General features: G+C 45.4%; 15 protein-coding genes and 1 tRNA gene. 7 read left to right on the top strand and 9 right to left on the bottom strand.

Annotation, left to right across the window (positions count from 1 at the left end):
* Positions 1–17 precede the first annotated feature (17 nt).
* From H3H32_RS09920 to H3H32_RS09910, 3 genes are all read right to left on the bottom strand, one after another.
* Positions 18–2,672, bottom strand: a complete 2,655-nt coding sequence (locus tag H3H32_RS09920; RefSeq protein WP_182462519.1) for a DUF3857 domain-containing protein — start codon at positions 2,670–2,672, stop codon at positions 18–20.
* 157 nt (positions 2,673–2,829) lie between these two features.
* The gene (locus H3H32_RS09915; RefSeq protein WP_182462518.1) at positions 2,830–3,108 is read right to left on the bottom strand and encodes an Rdx family protein; all 279 of its coding nucleotides are present in this window, start codon (positions 3,106–3,108) and stop codon (positions 2,830–2,832) included.
* Positions 3,109–3,120: 12 nt separating this feature from the next.
* Entirely contained in the window at positions 3,121–3,972 is an 852-nt protein-coding gene (locus tag H3H32_RS09910) for a CvfB family protein (protein ID WP_182464301.1), read from the bottom strand.
* A gap of 360 nt (positions 3,973–4,332) precedes the next feature.
* On the opposite strand from H3H32_RS09910, the gene H3H32_RS09905 reads away from it, so the two are divergent.
* From H3H32_RS09905 to H3H32_RS09890, 4 genes are all read left to right on the top strand, one after another.
* On the top strand, positions 4,333–5,166 hold the full coding sequence (locus H3H32_RS09905; RefSeq protein WP_309547151.1) for a lytic transglycosylase domain-containing protein: 834 nt from the start codon (positions 4,333–4,335) through the stop codon (positions 5,164–5,166).
* 170 nt (positions 5,167–5,336) lie between these two features.
* A complete protein-coding gene (locus H3H32_RS09900; protein WP_182462517.1) occupies positions 5,337–6,146 on the top strand; it encodes an MlaE family ABC transporter permease in 810 nt (269 codons plus the stop codon).
* Between the two features lie 56 nt (positions 6,147–6,202).
* Entirely contained in the window at positions 6,203–6,973 is a 771-nt protein-coding gene (locus H3H32_RS09895) for an ABC transporter ATP-binding protein (RefSeq protein WP_182462516.1), read from the top strand.
* A 74-nt stretch (positions 6,974–7,047) separates the two neighbouring features.
* Positions 7,048–8,073 carry an MlaD family protein gene (locus tag H3H32_RS09890; protein WP_182462515.1) on the top strand — a complete coding sequence of 342 codons (1,026 nt, stop codon included), beginning with the start codon at positions 7,048–7,050 and terminating at the stop codon, positions 8,071–8,073.
* Positions 8,074–8,204: 131 nt separating this feature from the next.
* Here the strand turns inward: H3H32_RS09890 and H3H32_RS09885 are convergent, their stop codons facing one another.
* From H3H32_RS09885 to H3H32_RS09865, 5 genes are all read right to left on the bottom strand, one after another.
* Positions 8,205–9,068 (bottom strand): sigma-70 family RNA polymerase sigma factor, encoded by an 864-nt coding sequence (locus H3H32_RS09885; protein ID WP_009282104.1) that lies wholly within the window; start codon positions 9,066–9,068, stop codon positions 8,205–8,207.
* 75 nt (positions 9,069–9,143) lie between these two features.
* Positions 9,144–11,270, bottom strand: a complete 2,127-nt coding sequence (locus tag H3H32_RS09880; protein ID WP_182462514.1) for a polyribonucleotide nucleotidyltransferase — start codon at positions 11,268–11,270, stop codon at positions 9,144–9,146.
* A 191-nt stretch (positions 11,271–11,461) separates the two neighbouring features.
* Positions 11,462–11,737 carry a 30S ribosomal protein S15 gene (gene rpsO / locus H3H32_RS09875; protein WP_182462513.1) on the bottom strand — a complete coding sequence of 92 codons (276 nt, stop codon included), beginning with the start codon at positions 11,735–11,737 and terminating at the stop codon, positions 11,462–11,464.
* A 105-nt stretch (positions 11,738–11,842) separates the two neighbouring features.
* Entirely contained in the window at positions 11,843–13,354 is a 1,512-nt protein-coding gene (locus H3H32_RS09870) for an LptF/LptG family permease (RefSeq protein ID WP_182462512.1), read from the bottom strand.
* An 85-nt stretch (positions 13,355–13,439) separates the two neighbouring features.
* The gene (locus tag H3H32_RS09865) at positions 13,440–13,832 is read right to left on the bottom strand and encodes an START-like domain-containing protein (protein ID WP_182462511.1); all 393 of its coding nucleotides are present in this window, start codon (positions 13,830–13,832) and stop codon (positions 13,440–13,442) included.
* A 109-nt stretch (positions 13,833–13,941) separates the two neighbouring features.
* On the opposite strand from H3H32_RS09865, the gene H3H32_RS09860 reads away from it, so the two are divergent.
* A tRNA-Met gene (locus H3H32_RS09860) sits at positions 13,942–14,015 on the top strand.
* A 305-nt stretch (positions 14,016–14,320) separates the two neighbouring features.
* Here H3H32_RS09860 and H3H32_RS09855 read toward each other — a convergent pair.
* Complete coding sequence (locus tag H3H32_RS09855; RefSeq protein WP_182462510.1) at positions 14,321–15,970, bottom strand: glycoside hydrolase family 32 protein; 1,650 nt, start codon at positions 15,968–15,970, stop codon at positions 14,321–14,323.
* Between the two features lie 165 nt (positions 15,971–16,135).
* Between H3H32_RS09855 and H3H32_RS09850 the strand changes: the two genes are divergently transcribed.
* Together H3H32_RS09850 and H3H32_RS09845 are read left to right on the top strand one after the other, a co-directional pair.
* Positions 16,136–18,082 (top strand): sensor histidine kinase, encoded by a 1,947-nt coding sequence (locus H3H32_RS09850; RefSeq protein ID WP_182462509.1) that lies wholly within the window; start codon positions 16,136–16,138, stop codon positions 18,080–18,082.
* Between the two features lie 25 nt (positions 18,083–18,107).
* Complete coding sequence (locus H3H32_RS09845; protein ID WP_182462508.1) at positions 18,108–19,046, top strand: dienelactone hydrolase family protein; 939 nt, start codon at positions 18,108–18,110, stop codon at positions 19,044–19,046.
* Positions 19,047–19,134: the final 88 nt, after the last annotated feature.

Below are 19,134 nucleotides of genomic sequence, written 5' to 3'. Positions count from 1 at the left end.
CTTTCTTTCAGTATTTATTACTCCATAGAAGTTTTAGGATCTATAGCATCCGTTTCTTCTGAATTTGCAATTGATGCTTCGGTTCCAGTATAATGAAGCTCCCCATAATCATTATCTATCAGACGATTCAGATAGGGAATAACAAAGGTTTGACGTACCCTCGTCGACTTGTTTAAATAGGGAATCCAAATAGCCAGGATGATTATGGACCGACCAAGCTCTCCATATTCATGGTCATCGATTTTGATATCAAAAACTTCTCCAAACACCACCGTATCAACTATAAGAACAACTATACGACTTGCCAGAAATACACTATACAAAAGTGGGAAGGTGCTACGTTTCTGAACAAAGAGAATAGCACACAACACGGAGAAACAAAACAAGCCCAGATTTAATACTCCCTCAAGATAAACACTTATGTGCAACAAGGCTGTTTTTAGTGTCTCAGCGTCTTTCAGTGTAGCCCATGTACTGGCATTCCAATAAGCTGGCGTTGTAATGAATTGATAGGCAAGGACAAATGGGCTAAGCAATACGCTAAATGCCATTAGCAATAGCCACCCACCAATTGATCTGGAAGTATTTGAATCTGAAGTAGGTAACGGAGAATATTGATACCAACGCCACCCCATATAAGCAAACCCAAGCAATGCCAGCAGAAAAAATATTACGCTCCCTGGATGAATATGCCCTCCCTGCCCATCTAATTTACCATTGTAGGAAAGTTGGTACTCTAGCTCATCTGTAATCTTTTTCACATCGGCCCGATAGGTGTCTACAGTTTCAGCTGGCAGGTGTTCGGCCAGAGTTTTGTAGTGATAATGTAGCCTCAATGTACTATCTGCGGGGTCATAAAACCGATCAAATGACAATTCATAGCCATCACGCTTAATAGCCCATTGGTCATCTACTGCACTCCAGGCTTCTGGCAGTTCCAGTTGAATGGTATAATCCATTTCAAATGGAAATGGTAGCGCCAGCGGTTGATGGCGTTTTTCAGCTGTCAGCTGATGAAGATTATTATAAAACGTTCGGCCAAACACTCCAAATGTCGCTACACCTGATGTGCTGTCCATTTCCCAAGTATTCGCTAAGGAATAACCTTCATAACTCATTAGGGTATTAGACCTAAGGTCATCTTCTATCCGCAGACTATCGAGCAATTCAACCTGATGTCGTTTATAATTCCCCTGGTAAAAATCAAGGTACGATTTCTCAAGTGTTGACAGACTAGCCGCTGCCAGTTGCGCCCGCATATTGTCGGCATGATTGGCAGAATAAATAGACACTACCCGAAGTTTACTGAGTGCTTCAGGTGTTCGGGGCGGAGGGATAATAAAGGTTTCGGTAACGTCAATCGTGCCACGTTTTGAGGAAATCACAGGCCTTAGAGCCGTTTCACCTGGTTTCAGAACAAGAGCAGCACCGTAGGACGGCACCCTGAACATGCCATCGGCATTTCCCTGATGTGAAATCGTTGGATCGATCCAATAGGTTATGCCCGAAACCTGCATCCAGACAATAGCATGGTTAAATACGGTTGGACCAGGCAATGACTGATTCATTTGTGGACCTGCATACGTGCTGGTCAGAGCGGGATAGGCATCAGTCTGATTTGCCTGAAGCAACGTGCATAAAAGCAACGACTTATCCTTACAATCACCATAACGTTGATTAATTACTTGTGCCGGATTATGGGGGCGGTGCGAATACTCGCCAATTTCTATACCCATGTACCGAACGTCATTCTGGACAAATGCAGTGGCCAATTGTGCGTATGCCAATGCATTGCCTTTCGCCTGTTTTTTCCATTCAGAAATTAGTGTTAGTAATGGCGCTGACGCAGGCTGCACTGTATACATCGGTAATGCCCAATTAACAACATCCTGCCAGCTTCCATACTCACTGACCTGAACGTGTGCTTCTCGATCGTTCCATTCGGGCTCATAAGGCTCTTTCAATGGTGACTTTAGGTTGTAGGCATCCCATTCATATAGTTTCAGGCCATTCTGAGAAGAAATTTGCGGTTTCGGTGGATTATTCAGACTTCGCAAAGTCAATTTTCTGCCAGGACTTACCAGAAGAACCTGATGCCGATGAGGGAGTAAATCCGCTGAACTAAAATAAAAATCATTGGCGAACCGTCCTCCAAATACAGGATTCGTCCCTGTGATGGTATAATCATAATCAATTCGGTCACCAGGCCGGACATCGTCGAGCAGCAACGTGGCTATATACGAATCGTTGTAGATAAATCGATCTCGTTCAGCTTCAATAGGAGCAATTTTGAATGCTCCTGCTTTTAATTTACTAATTGGCTTTCCTCCCCGATACAGCGTCACGTTATGGAAAGCCAAACGCTCGAATGCTGGATTAAAATAGACACTGATCTGCGACCCATTCTGAACCCCTTCCGTCGTTTTTATTTCCCGGATCAAATGCGAATAATGTGCCTGCAATTCAACATGTGTCTGCAAATCAACTAAAGCCACATAATAGCCCTCCGTAAACTCTTTTGGGAGCGGAACACGCCCGCCTGCCTTTACAGGCAGTCTCCAGGTAGGTGCAGGTGCAATATCGACTCGTGGGGTAGCCAGGACAGCTAATGCTGGCGTCAAAAGGCCAAAAAGGACTAGTAACTGCAGGAAATACTTTATTCGTAAGGTCACAGGTGTAGTATAGAAAACAAGGAAAGATGATGGTGGATTGTTTCCCGAAAAATAGAAAAAAACAGGAGGAAATCCACCCCTTGGTTCAAAAGAAGCCTAAAGGAATAAAGTAGTAGTTCGCTTCTAGTCTAATGTTGCTTAGTAAGCCATCAGAGTATCATTTCCGCTCTGAGTGCCCCAGGTCTTTTTCAGGATTTACAACATCCCGCACAAGTTGCTTTAGCTCCTTGATCTCCGGAAAGCGCCCTTCCACCTTCCGATCAAAAATAACCTGCTCATTACTGCGAATCGAAAAACGTCCACTAAATTCGGACGGATGTAACAGCACGCCATGAATATTGTCTGTAAACGTCGTAAGCAACTCCTGCGCCATCCAGGCCGACCGCAATAGCCAGCCGCATTTTGGGCAGTATTCTATACTAATTGTGGGTTTCATCTGCTCGAAAAATTATACCAATCGGATACCGCTTTCCTCCAACACAATTTTCCGTTCCCGGTAGAGAGTTCCGATTGCCTTTTTGAATGTCTTCTTACTCATTTCCAGTGCTTTGTAAATAGCCTCGGGTGAGCTGTTATCATTCAACGGCAGGAAGCCATTTTCGGCTTTCAGGGTAGCAAGAATACGCTTGGCATTCGGTTCAACATTGTCAAAGCCCGTTTTTTGCAGGCTCACATCGACCAGACTATCGTCGCGAATGGTTTTGATATAGCCAATCAGCGGGTCGCCGGGCCGGACCGTTCTGAAAATCTCGTTGGCATACACCAACCCTTTGTAGCGATTATTGATAATGACGTTTACGCCCAAATCGGTGGTTTCGTAGGCAAGTAACTGTACCTCATCGCCAACTTGCAAATCGCTTACGTCGGGATCTAAAAAGCGGGCTACCTTGCTGGATGCAACTAATCGATTAGTGCGTCGGTCGAGATACATAAACACGACGTACCACTGGCCTTTTTCCATAGGGCGCGCCTGTTCGCGGTGGGGCACCAGCAAATCTTTTTCTAACCCCCAGTCCAAGAAAGCTCCAGCACTAGTAACGGCAACGACTTGCAGGGCGGCAAATTCGTCGCGTTGTATAGCCGGGGTTAATGTAGTGGCAATGGGCCGATCTTCCGAGTCGGTATAAACGAACACGTCGATATCGTCGTCAACGGCCAGCGTATCAGGCACATATTTATTAGGCAGCAAGATGTCATTATTAAAATCCTGCGTTCGTCTGTCCGACAGGTCTCCCAAAAAGAACCCAACGCTGGTTTCGCGTAAGGCTGTAAGGGTATTTATTCGTCCGATATCAATCATAAGTACTAAAAAACTTCCCGAAGTTAGAGAGCCTAGCCCCCTTTCACAAGTTTGTTCGTGCTGATCTCCTGACTTTTCCGACTCAACAATCTGCCAGTCAGCATTTTTCATTCGTCTGACAAGCCTGCTTTATTACAAAAAATTTAACGAAACGGTGCTACTTTATACGTCACGAGTTTTTTACAAAGAAAGCGTTGACCCTCAACCGGTTCGAAATCAAACAGGTTGAAATAGCCTTTCTCAAGAAACCAAAATTCAAATATCGCATTGATTATCAACGCACTAATATTAAATGACGGTCGTTATAAACACAGTACCATCCTGAATAGTGTTTTGTTTAAGCGTATTGGATTTTCAGTCTTGATAGCCGCGTTACGTCCGGCTGTCGCTATTGCCGCAAAGTTTATCCCTCTACATTTTGGCCCTGCTTCGCTCCTAAATCTTGCTAAAAGCAGCATTGTCACGAAATCAGATGCAACGGCATCCAGCCACAATCGGTCAAGTTCGATGTCGTTACTAAGGCCACTCACCAGTGAAGCACCTGATTTACCCCTACTCGATGTCGATTTTTGTGGTGAATGTTTACCGCTCGATCAAACCGATGTTGTTGACCGCTGGAAACACGTTTTTACCTTATTTCGCCCACATGCCAGCGACCTTGGCGATCTCCGTCAACGGGCCAATGTGTTCTTTCCGATTATTAATCCCATTCTTGAGAAATACGGCATCCCAGACGATTTCCGATATGTTCCCCTGGCTGAGAGTGCGCTGCGGCCAAAAGCGGTTTCAAGAGCAGGCGCGGCTGGCTACTGGCAGCTTATGCCCGGCACAGCCCGCGACCTTGGCCTGAAAGTAGGTAAACGAATCGACGAACGATTCAACGTTCAAAAAGCCACGGATGCGGCCTGTCGGTATTTACGGGCGCTATACAATCAATTGGGTTCATGGTCATTGGTAGCAGCTGCGTATAATGCTGGACCGGGTTTACTTAAGAATCAGCTAAAACGGCATGATCACCGCGACTATTATCGAATGAGTTTACCCCGCGAAACCCGATATTATCTCTATCGGGTCCTGCTTTATAAGGAAGTAATGTCGCGCCCAAATGATTATTCGTCGTTTCTATCACCAGCTCCTGCTCAGCAAACAGCCTTTCATTTTTGGCGGCATACTGAGTCTCTTCAGGCGGCCTAGCGTCGTTTTTTGAGGAAAATTTGCAGAAAACCTAACTTGGCTAAACTCAACACGTTGGAAAGTTTAGCCAAGTTTTTTTTTTAATTAAAACTACAGCTTTCTAAATCAGTTATGTAAGATACAGCCACTAGGTGCGTATCTTGTCGGCTCTTTCTCCATCCAGCGTTTGAATGCAGTCTGATAATCCAAAATCGACAAATTCGTCATCGGGCCGCGCCGTACTATCTCGGGGGTTCGATAAATTCTTTATTAATCTGGCCGATGTTTCGGCTTTTGTTGGCCGCTTCTTTCGGGAAGTCGTCTTGCCACCCTATGAATTCAGAGAGATTGTTCAACAATGTTACGAGGTTGGTTACCGATCTCTGTTGCTGATTTCTACTACAGGCTTCATCACAGGTATTGTATTCACCAATCAGTCGCGGCCTTCGCTGTCTGAATTTGGCGCTACCTCCTGGCTCCCCAGATTAATTGCCATTGCTATCGTGCGGGCATTAGGGCCTCTCGTTACGGCGCTGATTGCAGCCGGAAAAGTAGGGTCGAGTATTGGTGCTGAGCTAGGGTCTATGAATGTAACAGAACAGATTGACGCGATGGAGGTGTCCGGCACCAATCCATTCAAGTTTCTAGTTGTTAGCCGCGTTCTCGCTACCTCGATTACGATTCCCATTTTAACGATGTACACTATTTTTGTGGCGCTAATGGGCGCTTACATCAATGTCAATCTGAATGAACAAACTAGTTTTATTTCATTTATCCAGGAAGTTTTTGGTGCTATATCGTACGTAGACATTTTTGCCTCTGTGCTTAAATCAACTGTATTTGGTTTTACAATTGGCATGGTTGGTTGTTACAAAGGCTATCATTCATCGAAAGGCACCGAAGGCGTGGGTAAGGCAGCCAACTCGTCGGTTGTAACGGCCATGTTTCTGGTTTTCATCGAAGAATTGCTCTCACTTCAAATTGTTTCTGCGTTTCGGTAGAGAGGCTAAAACACAGATTCCTGTATTTAAAAAAATGTGTAACGATCTGTTACTGTATGAGTAAGGCAAAAGCGAATACCCAACCCGATTCGGTCATCTCTATTCATGGCCTTCGTAAGTCATTTGGCGATTTGCATGTCTTACGGGGTATTGATTTAGAGGTAAAGCGGGGCGAAAACGTAGCAGTACTGGGTCGATCCGGAACGGGAAAGTCTGTCCTGATTAAAATTATGGTTGGCTTACTCAAGCCCGATGCGGGTAAAGTGATCGTACTGGGCCAGGATGTTGAAACGCTTCGAGATAAAGACCTCGATGCCTTTCGGCAGAAAGTCGGGTTTTCCTTTCAAAGCAGCGCCTTGTATGACAGTATGAGTATCCGGGAAAACCTGGAATTTCCACTGGTACGAAATGTCCGGAATTTGAGCCGGGCAGAAATCAATGAGGCAGTGGAAAAGGCGTTGGCTGACGTGGGCTTATCGCAGACCATTAACCAGATGCCGTCAGAGTTATCAGGTGGCCAACGGAAACGGATCGGGATTGCCCGAACGCTAATTCTGAAACCCGAAATCATGCTTTATGATGAGCCAACGGCTGGTCTGGACCCCATCACGAGTATTGAGATCAACAATCTGATCAACGATGTACGTGAACGCTTAGGCGCTACCTCCATCATCATCACCCACGACCTTACCTGTGCAAAAACCACTGGCGACCGTGTGGCTATGTTGTTGGACGGAAAATTTGAGCGAGTTGGTCCGTTCGATGAGGTATTTAGTGATCCAGACGAACGTATTCAGCAATTTTATAATTACAAGTTTGTGAATTGAACACTATACGTCGTTAGTGGTTAGTCATATGGAGAATCTACTATTGGCTGACGGCTAAAGACTTACAACTATTTATGAGTACAGAATCAACTAAGCGGTCCGTTGTTGTCGGCATCTTTGTCCTGCTGGGCATTTTAATTTTTGTTGCGGGGGTATTTGTGCTGGGTGGTCAGCAAAAGCGTTTTACTAAAAGTATTCGGCTCATTGCCCTTTTCAAGGATGTGGGTGGCTTGAAAGCGGGTAATAACGTCTGGTTTTCCGGAGTTAAAATTGGGACCATTAAACGAATCAGCTTTTATAAGAATGCGCAGGTAGAAGTGGATATGAACATCGAGGAAAGCTCGAAACAGTATATCCGAAAGGATGCCAGCGCCACCATTGGTTCGGATGGGCTGATTGGCAATAAAATCGTCGTAATTTCCGGCGGCACAACCCGCCATCCAGAAGTAGAAGATGGCGATCAGATTCGAACTTCAGAAGCGTTAAGCTCGGACCAAATTATGGCCACCTTGCAGGAGAACAATAATAATCTCCTGCGCGTAACCAACGATTTCAAAGAGCTTGTTGGTAATCTCCGCAAAGGCAAAGGCACAGTAGGTGCCGTACTTACCGATTCATTGGTGGCCGAAAACTTCAAAAAGGCTATGGTTAATCTGGAAAAGGCATCGGATAATACGGTAAAAATAACCGGTTCTGTTTCGCAGTTTGCCGCCCGATTAAACACCAAAGGAACACTGGCCCACGATTTGGTTAGTGATACAACGGTATTCCGACGTCTGAGCCGATCAGCCAGCCGTTTCGAGTCGGCAGTTACGGCAGCCGATCAGAGCGTTAGTACCCTACGACAAACCTCCGAAAATTTGGGAAAAGCCTCGGAAAAGCTGAATAATCCGAACAGTCCATTGGGCGTGTTACTCTCCGATCAGGAAACGGCCAGTAATCTTCGCACTACACTTCGTAATTTAAGCCAGAGCACCGTATTACTTAACGAAGATCTGAAAGCCGCTCAAAACAATTTCCTGCTGCGTGGCTATTTTAAAAAACAGGCAAAAGCTACAGCCAAACAAAAGGCCGATAGCGCAGCTGCTGCAAAGCCTTAGTAACTCCTTTTTTATACTTTTGCAGCAGCGGCTATGGTAAGCAAAAATTGCCATAGCTGCTGGCCTGCTTTCTAAACACAAAAACGGCCCCCACTTGCGCAGGAACCGTTTTGCATAAGCAAACAGGAAGGTTAGCCTAAGTACGTCTTTAACGCCTTTGACCGTGAGGTATGGCGCAGACGACGGATGGCTTTTTCTTTTATCTGCCGAACCCGTTCGCGGGTTAGGTTAAATTTTTCACCGATTTCTTCGAGCGTCATAGCATGCTCGCCATTCAGACCAAAGTAGAGCGTAATTACGTCTGCTTCACGCTGCGTTAATGTCGAAAGCGCCCGTTGCACTTCTTTCCGTAGCGAATCGTTGATCAGACCCGAATCAGGCTTGTCCTCACCATCATTTTCGAGCACGTCGAGCAGGCTGTTTTCTTCACCCTGCACAAACGGGGCATCCATCGATACGTGACGACCCGAAATTTTTAGTGTATCAACAACTTCAGCCGCCGAAATTTCCAGAACAGCCGCTAACTCTTCAGGCGAAGGCTCACGTTCGAATTTCTGCTCTAAATCAGAAAACGTCTTGGAAATTTTATTCAGCGAACCTACCCGGTTCAATGGCAAACGTACAATACGAGACTGTTCGGCCAAAGCCTGCAGAATAGACTGACGAATCCACCAAACGGCGTACGAGATGAATTTAAATCCACGCGTTTCATCAAAGCGTTGAGCAGCCTTAATCAAACCAAGGTTTCCTTCGTTGATTAAGTCACCCAGCGAGAGACCCTGGTTTTGATACTGCTTGGCAACCGAGACCACAAAGCGTAGGTTTGCCTTCGTTAAGCGTTCCAGCGATAGTTGATCACCTTCCCGAATTTTCTGGGCCAGCGTTACTTCCTCGTCAGGCGTAAGTAGGTCCACTTTACCAATCTCCTGTAAGTACTTGTCTAACGACTGACTTTCACGGTTGGTAATCTGTTTTGATATTTTTAGCTGTCTCATATTACGTTGTCCCCAGTGGAGTCACTATATAACGCTCACTTTTGACGTTGCATTACACAAAAAAGTAACAATCACTTACGCATTTTTGTTCTCCGGCTTCGGTAACAATACTTTGCGCGATAAACGGTACTTTCCTGTCTTTTTATCTACATCAATTAATTTCACCGTTACTTCCTCTCCTACCTGCAGAACACCATCCATTGTTTCTAGACGTTCCCACTTAATCTCGGAAATATGCAATAAGCCATCTTTACCTGGCATGAACTCCACAAAAGCGCCAAAGGGCTGAATTGTTTTCACTTTACCTACGTAGGTTTCGCCTACTTCTGGTACAGCAACAATGCCTTTTACACGCGACACGGCTTTATCCATGCTCTCTTTGCTGGTAGCAAAAATGCTAACCCAGCCAGCATTATCATGCTCGTCGATGTTAACAACGGCACCCGAATCTTTCTGGATATCCTGAACGACTTTACCACCAGGCCCGATAACGGCACCAATCTGGTTCGTATCAATCTTGATAACGACGGCACGAGGGGCGTGTGGTTTTAAATCATCACGCACTTCGGCGATGCCTTTCTTCATTTCTCCCAGTATATGCAACCGGCCTAAACGTGCCTGCTCCAGCGCCTGGGCTAGTACTTCGTACGATAGTCCATCAACTTTCAGGTCCATTTGGCACGCTACAATACCCTTTTCGGTACCAGTTACCTTGAAATCCATATCACCGAGATGATCTTCGTCACCGAGGATATCCGACAATACAGCATATTTATCGCCATCTGAGATAAGGCCCATAGCAATTCCGGCTACAGGCGCCTTGATTTTAATACCAGCATCCATCAGCGCCATCGTACCAGCACAAACCGTTGCCATCGACGATGACCCGTTCGACTCCAGAATATCGGATACAACCCGGATGGTATATGGATTCTCAGCTTCTGGTGGCAATACTTTTTTTAGCGACCGGTGAGCCAGATTACCATGACCAATTTCACGACGACCAGCACCCCGGTTCGGTTTTACTTCGCCGGTAGAAAAACCGGGAAAATTGTAATGCAACAGGAATTTAGCGTATCCCTGATACATTGTTTGGTCAACAATCTGCTCATCCGTTTTGGTACCGAGCGTTGCTGTTGTTAATGATTGCGTTTCACCACGAGTAAACAGAGCTGATCCGTGTGGGCCAGGCAGAATACCCGCTTCGGCCATAATTGGACGAATTTGATCCAGTTTACGACCATCCAGACGAACGCGCTCATCCAGTACCAACCGACGCGACGCTTCCCATTCCAGATCGTGGAAATAGGTTTTTATTAAACCTACATTCACGTCCGAACCTTCTGGAAACGAGGCAATATATTCGTCACGAATTGCTTTTGCAGCTTCAGAACGACCTTTTTTACTTGGGTTCTGTTGGCTGACAGCGGCATAAATCTTATCGTACGTAGCTGCTCGAACAGCCGCGCGTAACTCTTCATCGTGCGTTTCGTGATTGTATTGACGTTTTTCGGTCTTCCCTACTTTTACCGTCAATTCTTTCTGAGCAGCACACTGAACCTTGATCGCTTCGTGAGCAATTTTAAGTGCTTCTACGACTTCGGCTTCTGAACATTCGTCCATTTCGCCTTCCACCATACAAATATCTCTTTCGGTAGCAGCCACAATCAGATCAATCGTAGCGCGTTCGAGATCAGACGTTTTTGGATTAATCTTATACTGTCCGTCGATTTTGGCAACGCGAACTTCAGAAATAGGCCCATTGAATGGAATATCTGATACTGCCAGAGCCGATGAAGCAGCCAGAGCCGCTAAGGCATCAGGCTGAACTTCGGCATCAGCCGAAATCAGGGTAATCATTACCTGCGTGTCGGCATGGTAATTCTCGGGGAAGATAGGCCGCAAAGCACGGTCTACTAAACGGCTAATCAGAATTTCGTGATCGCCCAGGCGACCTTCCCGTCGTTGGAAACTTCCTGGAATCCGACCAGCAGCCGCAAATTTTTCTTGATAATCAACAGACAAAGGCAGGAAATCAACCCCTTCTTTGGCATCTTTACTCGATACGACAGTTGCCAGTAGCATTGTGTCGCCTAATCGTACAACCACCGCCCCATCGGCCTGTCGGGCCATTTTTCCGGTTTCGATGGTAATTTCCCGCCCGTCGGGCAGCGCAACGGATTGCGTGGTGATTTGAAACATACAACAGATTTTGAATACGTCCTCTTACAGCTTTAAACCGCTTTAACAGCCTGGCACACCAATGGCTATTAACCGTTTCCGGATTTTGTAATCTACTAATTTTTTAACAGGTTTTCACCACTTTCCTATAGAAACTACAAAAATGAGGGAATCTACTAGTTGCAGATTCCCTTTTTTTGTGAAGTCGCCGATTACTTCCGCAATCCTAGCGCGGCCAGAATAGCCCGGTAACGCATGATGTCTTTTTTCAGGAGGTAGTTCAGCAACCGCCGACGCTTACCTACTAATTTTAAAAGACCCAGTTGGGTGCCGTAATCGTGCTTGTGAACTTTCAGGTGAGCAGTTAAATGACTGATCCGGTAAGTGAACAGCGCGATCTGGGATTCGGCCGACCCGGTGTCCGTTGCGCTTTTGGCATGGCCCGAGGTAGAGAATATCTCCTGTTTTTTTTCGGTCGTTAGATACATCTTCAGACAGCTAATAAAATGAAAAATTGAATTTGGGTGCAAAGATAGCAAAAATAGTCGATATTCGCTAGGAATATATCAATAGTTCCTGTAGCTGACAACCACTTAAACCTGATGACTAACCACTGACGACCGACGATCTTTAAAAGTCGCAACTCTCCTCTTTAACTTTTCCCAGGCAATGACATACACATCTTTATCGAACAGGCGTGAGTCGTGCCGGGCACGTTGCATCAATAGAAGCCCAATTGGTAATAGAACAATATTGGCCATCCAGGCACCAATAGGTACCCACAAGAGCCCCTCTTTGGCGTATTTGTCACCTGTGATCGTCAATACATATAAGAAAATAAAGAAGACGATGGCAATAAGTACAGGAACGCCAAAGCCTCCTTTCTTGATAATAGCGCCCATCGATGCACCAATCAGAAACATGATAAAAATCGAAATTGACTGTGTGAATTTGTGATGCGTTTCTAACTGATATTTCCACACGCCTTTCTCTTTTTCAGTCAGATACGTCACATTTGATGTTGAATACGATAAAATATTCTGTGCCTGACTTAGCGCTGCCTGCGCTAAATCGGGGATTGCAATAGCCCGTTTTTTCAGGACAGAGTCAACCCATTTTCCATCCTTCACTACCTTCTGTCGAAGAACCGCATCTGCTTTAAATTGGTAATTGTAATATTGACGTGAAGTGCTGGCTACATTCAGACTTGTCTTCGTATAATCTTTCCGTAACGAGTCTGTCAACGTCGACAGTTCGTTCAGGTTCTTCATGTATTCGTGATACTCAAACTGGTTCTCATCCGTCCGTTTAATCCCGAATGATTCCATGCTGATTACGAGCCGATAATCCTTAAAGCCATTCCGCATAAACTGTGCTCCCTGATTAGGTGCACCAGCGGTGAAACTAAAGCTATTATTATCTGAATACTCTTGATAATCATTCCCGTTGAAAAGCTGGAAAACAAGATAAGATCGATCCTTATCCATGAACATCCTCCCCGAATCAGCCAGAATAATTTCGCGATTACCAGCTTCCAATCCAGTCGTTGAATGCTTATAAATAACCAGCCCCTTCAACAAATCGCCGTTTTTACTCTCTTTGGGCCCTTTAATCTTGTGATCTACTTTGATACTATAACCTGGTAAATCGTTATAAAAAATGCCTTCTTTCAGATTCAATGTAGCTTTTGCGGTTTTGATATCATAGAGCAGACTATACCCTTTCAGGTTTGCCCAGGGTGAAACCGAATTGTTGAACCAGAACGAAAATATACTGATACCGACTGCCACAATCAGCAAGGGCTGCATAGCTCTTGTGAGGGAAATTCCAGCGCTTTTGAGGGCTGTCAATTCAAAAAATTCGCCGAGATTTCCGAACGTCATCAGCGACGATAGCAAGACCGCCAATGGAAGAGCGGTTGGTATAGTCAGGAGGGCAAAGTAAAAAAGTAATCGACCAAAGGTAGCCAGGTCTAGATCTTTGGTAACAAAATCGTCAATATAAAACATCAGCAGCCGCATCAGAAAAATAAAGATGACGACAGTGAGGGTCAAAAAAAACGGCCCCCAAAACGAGCCGAGTATTAATTTATCAATTTTTTTCATATAAATGAATAATGTATAATGTTGAATGTATAATGCTATCTCCCTAACGAGCTGTTACACATTATTCATTACTCATTATACATTTTTAACTCCCTACAATTTCCTTCAGTTTATCAATTAAACCATCCCAAAGGTCTTTGAGTTCTTCTTCATCCGTTGTGCTGGAGTAGTCAGTGACACGGAGAAACGTCGACTGTGTTAATTCACTTTGATCGACCCGGAAGTCAACGTAGTTATTATCGCTCTCGTTATCGTCTGTATTTAAAAACTCAAAGCGCACCCCTTTATTTTGCCTCATAGACACTTGCCGAGCAATGTGGCTTTCGTTATCCCATTGAAAGTCGAATCGCTGTTCGGGCATCGTATTGACCTTGCTGGCAAACCATTGCGAGAGGCCCGATGCCGTGCTGATGTAAGGGAACAGCATTTTGGGAGATGCCCGAAGTTCGTACTCGGTAATAAATTTCAATTTCTCCATAACTTATTAGACTAAAGGGGTCATTGGCAAAGGTAAACGATTTTTTTTGCGAAAGTCAACGTCATTTTTTGTTTAAAGAGGATTTTTGCCTACTTTTGTGGAATCAAACGGCGGGGTAGCTCAGATGGTTAGAGCGTAGGATTCATAACCCTAAGGTCGGCAGTTCGATCCTGCTCCCCGCTACTTAGTTTTTGAAGCCCTTTACACTTCTGTAGAGGGCTTTTTTATTCCCCCAGATAACTGCGAGCCCTCAACCAAGCGCTATAAAGCCTTACCCTATTTGCTAAATGTATTCATTTAATGGGATTCTGCCGAACATTCCTGCAGAGATTTTTCTGTTAGTCCGAATTTCATGAAATAACCAGGGCAATTCTTTCTCAATAGGCCAGTTACGAATTCCTCTAGGCGACTAATAACGATCCCCCTGACAGTATGGTGACTGTCAGGGGGATCGTTATTAGTCGTTAGCAGAGACGCTAGATGTCAATCTATTTCCAGATTGATTGAGCGGTGTATAGCGCCAAATCTTTCACATCAATAGCAGTGCCCCAGAAATGAAGCCCCTCACTGTTTCCAGATACCGGCTTTCTTTCCAGAGAATACGAGTAAGCCCCACCATCGATAAACACTTCTATGGACGTGCGATCAACATAAATATCAGCTGTGATCTCCATGCTGGTCATATTTTCTGGTGAATAGAAAACTCCATTTACCCGGTTATTATTCATATCATAATCCAGCACCCGCTGTCCGAATAACGACAATCCCGCACTCGTGGCATGCGACAGTTTAAACGTCGTCTTGATCCGAAAGCGATCTAACGAACCAATAGATTTCAATTTCTCGTTAGCCTCTGCAGCACTCAGTGACGAGCTTTGCTGTACTTTTTCAAACAACTGTTCTGCTTCTTTTACCGGTACACTACTCAAACGTAAGCCATTTTTGGTTGTATGTAGCTTTAGCTCGGTGGGTAGTAGCATCATATTGTTGAACGGCATCCCCGGCTGGGCAACACGTCCCCAGCCAATTTGAATGCGTCGGGGATCAGTTTGGGGCATATTGGCGAATGTCTGTGCGGCATAGATAGTCCCCGTTACATAATAATGCTTGCCCGATTCGGGTGTAAACGTTTTCCCATCGAACGAGCCGATCATATACGTAGCAGATGCCCCATACATCACCCATTTTGTTTTCTTAGTATCACCATCAATTGGCAATTCAAACAAGTCAGGACATTCCCAAAAACCAGTCACATGACTTTCGTATCGCCACTCCTTCATGTTCTTCGACGTATAAATCGAGTGCCCGTCCCGCTCGTTTAACACCATTACCCAATGCTTACCAGGCTCATACCAAAACACGCGAGGGTCGCGGGTGTCTTTGCTGTTCCACTTTGCTTTAGAATCAATCAGTGGGTTCTTCGCATATTTTGTCCAGGTGCGGCCCTTGTCCAGACTATAGGCCATACACTGAATCTGTTTTTCGGGATTATCGACTGTGTAAAAAGCAACCATAGCCGGGGTATTGCCCTGATTAAATCCGGCAGTATTGGCATAATCAATCACAGTCGACCCCGAAAACATGGTACCTAAACTATCAGGGGAGAGCGCAGTTGGCAATTCCTCCCAGTGAATCATATCGCGGCTTACGGCATGCCCCCACGACATGTTTTCCCACTCTCGCTCATAGGGGTTGTGTTGATAAAAAAGATGATACTCACCGGCATAATAGATCATGCCGTTGGGATCATTTATCCACCCCCGGCGGGTTGAAAAGTGATACTGAGGCCGGTTCTTCTCCCGATACAACGAATCCTGACCCGCAATTTTATCGGCCTGATAGATTTTCGTCAGCCCTTCCCGGCTACCATCGTATTGAATAGTAATGGTTTTTCCCTGAAGCCCCGCCATATCGCAAAACACCCAATAGTCGGGTTCACCAGCGGCAAGCCGTATTTTGAAAGAGCGCTCCTGCTTAGTATTGATCAGGAATTTCATTGTCCCCCGGTTTTGTGTTTGCGCTATGGGCAGGTTCAGATATCGTTTGTTAATCGTCATGGACACAGACTGTGCATAAAGAAATTGGCCAACAGAACTGGTCAGTACGACTAGTATAATGAATTTTACTAGTGATTTCATCGTCAATTAAGTAATTAGGAGCTGAAGGACTTAATTTAGAATTTATACTTTTATTAGGACTTTCGCAGGGAGCCATGCCACGGTGAAGCACATCGTGTATTAGTAAACACGATCGGGTGTTGTGGGGGAAGAGCCTGCCTGATTTTCATTTATCAATTTTATCGTATGAAACAGCCTTCAATTTCTCACATAATCGTTCAGGTTACGCTGTTTCTAACTGTATCAATACTTCCTTTACAAGCACAGGTTATTCATCTAGATAGCCTGACAATCGACTTATCGCAGTCTAGCAGAAGTGATATCGGCCGGTTGAAGTCAGCTTTGAGTCAACCCATTTATTCAGCACAAACGGCCGATTCGTTGCTTACCCGAACCCGCCAACTGGCCTATCTCCCCGGACAAGTCATCGCACTCTGCCAATTGGCAGGAATCCGATTACAACAGCAGCAAAACCAGCAGGCCACTGCCCTATTGCAGGAAGCCAGTCAACTAGCTGAGCAAATTCGCGATTTAAGAGAATCAGTATGGGCCATGAATCAGGTTTCCAGAATTCAACGCATGAGCAGTCGAGTTGCGCCCGTATTTTCTGCCTCCTTTGCTAATGTGCTGGAATCGTTAGGAGTAGCCATGAAGATTAGTTCATCTATGATGGCAAAGAATAAATCCCGCTCATTTTCTACTGAAATGAACGCTCAGGTCGATAAACGGCAATCTGATCGGCGTTCCATTCCATCAAATCCGTTCGATTATATAACACCACCGATACCGGGAGCGGATTATAATCCACTACAGGGACACCATTTTCACTTTAAGCCAGATATTGTCGATCGCCTGCTCGATACGTTGATTCGTTTTGACAAAAGCAGTCCACGCGTAGTTATCAAACTCTCCGAGCAACGAAAACGACGGGATTCGAGTCAGGCAATGAGTAAGGCATATGCCAAAGAAGGAGATTATGCCAAGGCTTATCAGTATTTTTTGCAATACAGTGCGTATAAAGACAGCCTAACCGCTGAGACGACTACCCGACGTCTGGCCTCTCTGCGCTACAAGCAGAATCTGCTCAAAAAGGAAGCCCAGATCAAGCTGCTCACCAAAGATCGTCAATTACGCGAGCAGGAATCGAACCGCCAGAAGCAGTTTGTACTGGTTCTTGTCGGTGTCATTACCCTGCTCATTGGATTTTCGCTCATTCTGACACGTAACAATCGAGCCAAACAGCTGGCTAATAAGCAACTAAACGAACAGAAGGAAGCCCTTCAACAGGCACTCGTGGAGTTAAAAACGACTCAGGCCCAACTCATCCAATCCGAAAAAATGGCTTCATTGGGCGAATTGACGGCTGGTATTGCGCACGAAATTCAGAATCCGCTGAACTTCGTTACTAATTTCTCGGAAGTCAGCACAGAGCTGGTCGATGAATTAAAAGAAGGGCCTTTCCAGAATTTGCCGGACTCGGAGAAGGAATACGCCGATGAGATTTTAGGCGACCTAACCCTGAATCTTCAGAAGATTACACACCACGGAAACCGGGCTTCGTCAATCGTTAAAGGGATGCTGGAGCACTCCCGAACTTCAACCGGTGAACGCGCCCCTACCGACTTGAACGATCTGTGCGACGAATATATGCGGTTATCCTACCACGGATTACGTGCCAAAGACAAGACCTTTAACGCAGAACTAAAAACCGACTTTGACCCACTCGTCGATAAAATCGATGTGATACCACAGGATTTGGGCCGGGTGCTGCTCAATCTGTTGAACAATGCTTTTTACGCTGTTTCAGAAAAGAAAAAACAACAGCCCAATCATTACCAGCCATCTGTAAGCATCAGCACGAAACGGCTGGAGAACCAGGTAGAAATCAGGATAGTGGACAACGGCACCGGTATACCCGAAGCGGTTAAAGACAAGATTTTCCAGCCTTTTTTTACCACAAAGCCGAGTGGTTCGGGCACGGGGCTGGGCCTTTCTCTTTCCTACGATATCATTACCAAAGGGCATAATGGCTCGCTACAGGTTCAGAGTCAGGCCGATGTGGGTACCGAGTTTATTATTTCGCTTCCGTCAGATAAAAAATCGGTGCCATTTTCTAGCGCGAAACCCTCCTAATTTCCTCCTTTAAGTGTCTTTTAGCATGACGGACAATTCATTTTTTCAAGCAGGAGTCTCCAGCAAGTCAAAGCAACGAAAGGAACTATATCAGTTGTTAGGCAAGCTACCTGATCGGAAACGCCCCATAACGGTGGAGCTAATTTCCACGCAGGAAAGCGATGAGTTAATTACAGAAAAACTCCTTCTGGATATCAATGGGATTGAGAAGGTACCCGCCTATTTTACGAAGCCTAAGAATCATCCCGGCAAACTTCCCGTAGTTTTATTTAATCATTCTCATTTCGGTCAGTACGAAGTAGGAAAAAATGAATATGTGTTGGGCAGGCCCGAAATGCAGAAGCCCCCTTATGCTCTTGCCCTGGGTCGAGCGGGTTACGCGGGCCTGTGCATTGATAGCTGGTGTTTTGGGGAACGCCACGGACGCAGCGAAATGGATACCTTTAAGGAGATGCTTTGGAATGGTCAGGTATTGTGGGGGATGATGGTGTATGATCATTTACGAGCACTGGATTACCTGCACACCCGATCGGACGTTGATACAGGCCGCATAGCCACAATGGGCATGTCGATGGGCAGTACTATGGACTGGTGGCTGGCGGCTTTAGACGAACGGATTAAAGTCTGTGTTGATCTGTGTTGCCTTACCGATTACCAGGCCCTATTAGAAGCCAGAGGACTTGGCTTACATGGCATCTACTACTATGTTCCAGGTTTACTGACACAATTTACCACGAGTCAAATCAATGGACTGATTTCACCCCGCCCCCACTTTAGTCTGGCCGGGCGATTCGATCCACTGACACCACTAGCTGGTCTCAAAAAAATCGATCAGCAACTAATTGAAATCTATCGGCACGATGGCGCACCAAACGCCTGGAAATTAAAGATTTACGAAAGCGGACATCAGGAAACAGAAACCATGCGGGCTGATATTATGACTTTTTATCAACAATGGTTATAAGCCGACGCAACCTTAATGCCTGTTCTTCCGTATGCTGAGCGAGTGGGAGTCACACTTTGGGTCGAAACTTATTGTGACGAAAGTTAGA

This window comes from Spirosoma foliorum, from assembly GCF_014117325.1.
In the GTDB taxonomy this organism is placed as follows: Bacteria; Bacteroidota; Bacteroidia; order Cytophagales; family Spirosomataceae; genus Spirosoma; species Spirosoma foliorum.
The sequence above is the reverse complement of the archived record's forward strand: the minus strand, read 5'-3'. Positions and strand labels throughout refer to the sequence as shown.